General features: G+C 63.1%; 3 protein-coding genes. All 3 read right to left on the bottom strand.

Annotated features, from left to right (window positions below):
- The coding region (locus ACLHHB_RS14790; protein ID WP_410219048.1) for a hypothetical protein at positions 1-414 on the bottom strand (414 nt) is incomplete at its 3' end.
- Between the two features lie 163 nt (positions 415-577).
- The gene (locus tag ACLHHB_RS14785) at positions 578-790 is read right to left on the bottom strand and encodes a hypothetical protein (protein ID WP_410219047.1); all 213 of its coding nucleotides are present in this window, start codon (positions 788-790) and stop codon (positions 578-580) included.
- A gap of 365 nt (positions 791-1,155) precedes the next feature.
- Entirely contained in the window at positions 1,156-2,352 is a 1,197-nt protein-coding gene (locus ACLHHB_RS14780; RefSeq protein ID WP_410219046.1) for an IS256 family transposase, read from the bottom strand.
- Between the last annotated feature and the right edge of the window lie 345 nt (positions 2,353-2,697).

Here is a 2,697-nt window from a genome sequence, read left to right as displayed (position 1 = left end):
CCCCTCAAGTGCCTCGGTGAAGGCATCCTGTCGGGAGGCGAGGCTTTCAGGCGGCGTCAGGCCCGCGCGCACCCATGTTCCCGAAACCGCCAGGCTCCCCCTGAACGTCAGACGGTTGGTGCTGACCAGTTGCCCAAGATGCGCTTCAAGGGCATCGATGAAGAGAGCGCCCTGCTGCTGCCCATTCTCCCGCGCCATTCTGGCCTCGTCCAGAGCCGCGCTGAGGAGGAGGCTCATGCACTCCTCGTCTGCGCCGCCCGAGGAGATGCCGGCCAGAGCCCCCAGCAGTTCCGCCGCGTCCGCAGGCGCCGCCAGAAGCGCCCGCCCGAACCGTGCCAGCGTCTCCGCCTGCACCCTTGAATGGGCGTCCTGCGCAAGGGCAGTGAGCATGGCCGTGATCGAGTTGGACAGCATCGGAGCTCCGGTAACGCCAAGGGTAAGATGGGTTGACCCTGCATCGCCAGAGGCCGTGGTGCAAGAAGAGGGGGTTGGGCTGCACAATGGTGGCCGCTCGACCATATGGCACCGATACTAGAAGCTCCCGTCCTGATCCTCCAGCTTGGGTTCACTACTATGCTCATCTCGCCCTGATGGCCTGGCACTCCTCGGCCACGAGGTTCGCGTATCTTTCCCCCACGAAGACCTTGGCATCGTCACCATTGACGATTTTGAACACTGTCACATTCGACATGACATGTCGCAGTGTCTCGACATTCTCCGCCGTCCGGGGCTCGCGCGGCATTTCAAGAAAAACGTCAAGTGGACGCATTCTCAGCTGATAGCCGCGCATGGATCGCTCCCCGGCCATGCTCCAAAAGCTGCAAGGAACCGTTCCGTATGCATTCGGAATGCTGGACGCGATACTGATCCTCCGGACTACAGCCACGTCGCTGGATGCGCTTCCTGTCGTCGACTCGCACCCGGAAACAATGGCGGTCGCCAAGGCAAGAACACCAAACCTGAAAAACATGAAAACCTCCAATATGCGCTGCGCATAAGAGCTACGGCGCGCGATGAAGCCAACATGTTCTGGGGAAGGTGATTAACATGCCTTACTCCTGCGCGCGCAGCACGACGCAGGCCGCACCCCAAGAGGCCGACCATGTCCCAATGCTTGGTGTAAGAGCGCCGACCTCCGGAAAGGTTTGAGGCTGATCAGGTGGCCACGGCGGGCAGCCTGACAGTTGGACTATCGGTGACGCGGGCGATGGTTTCAAGGCTCATGTAGCGTCGCGCTACGGCCCACTCGTCGTTGGTCTCCAGCATCAGCGCACCGACGAGGCGGATGATGGCGCCGTCGTTGGGAAAGATGCCGACGACATCGGCGCGTCGCTTGATTTCACGATTCACCCGTTCGATCGGATTTGTCGACGCGATCTGCGCCCAGTGCCCGCGCGGGAAGTCCATGTAGGCGAGCACGTCGTCGCGCGATGCGTCCATCATGGCTGCGAGCCTGGGCTGCTTTTCGCGGAGCGCGTCGGCGACAACAGCCCACTGCGCTTCGGCCTCGGCCTTGGTTTCTTGGGCGAAGATCGTCTTCAGCATCGCTGCCACCGCCGCGCGGCTCTTGGCGGGGGCGTGGGCCAGAGCGTTTCGCATCCAGTGAACGCGACACCTCTGCTGGGTGGCGTTGAAGACGCGGCGTGCGGCGGCCCGAAGTCCCTTGTGGTCGTCGGCAATCACCAGCTTCACGCCGCGCAGTCCGCGGTCGGCGAGGCTGCGTAGAAAGTCGGTCCAGAAGGTCTCGGCCTCTGACGGACCGGTGGCAATGCCCAGCACCTCCCGCTTGCCGTCCTCGTTCACCGCCACGGCCACTATCACGGCCCGGCTGATGATCCTCCCGCCCTCGCGGACCTTGAGGTAGGTCGCGTCGAGCCAGAGATACGGCCATGCGCCTTCCAGGGGGCGGGTCAGGAAGGCGTTCACCCGCTCATCGATCTCGCCGCAGAGACGGCTGACTTGGCTCTTGGACATGCCGCCCACGCCCATGGCCTTCACCAAATCGTCCACTGAGCGCGTCGATATCCCTTGAACGTAGGCCTCCTGGATCACGGCGACGAGGGCCTTCTCCGCTGTCCGCCGCGGCTCCAGGAAGCTCGGAAGATAGCTGCCTTTGCGCAGCTTCGGGATCTCCAACGCTATCCGACCCGCCCGGGTGTCCCAGTCCCGCTCCCGGTATCCGTTGCGCTGGACCTCGCGCAGGGGCGAGCGCGTGCCCTTCGCCGCACCGGTGCGCAGCTCCACTTCCAGTTCCATGATCCGGTCGGCCGCAAAGGCCAGCATCTCACGGACCAGATCCGTATCAGCCTGCTTCTCGATCAGCTCGATCAGTGCCATTCTCTCGTCGGTCATCGTCATCTCCGCTCTCGGTTCAAGGTGTTGCAACCCGAACCTACTCCGAAGATCGGCGATGACCGCCAGCGTCACCACCGGCCGCGCGGCTCGCGCTACGCCGGGGGCTCCGCGCGCGGCCTCCTACACCAACTGCTGGGACACGGCCCGACTTGTAACCCAGTTGCAGGGGTGGAGGTGGCCAAAAAGTCTCGCCGAGAGTTGCTTCTCGAAGCAGAGCTTCGAAGCGCTTTGTGGCTGGGTCGTCTGCAAGGTCTGAAGGAGCTTGGCATCACGGCGGGCTTGCTTCATGAGGAAGCCGAACGCAAAAGTCGCTATTGGATCAACAGACACGACACATTAAAC

It is taken from the genome of Paracoccus sp. (in: a-proteobacteria) (genome assembly GCF_046462195.1).
In the GTDB taxonomy this organism is placed as follows: Bacteria; Pseudomonadota; Alphaproteobacteria; order Rhodobacterales; family Rhodobacteraceae; genus Paracoccus.
This window is presented reverse-complemented; position numbering and strand designations above follow the sequence as displayed.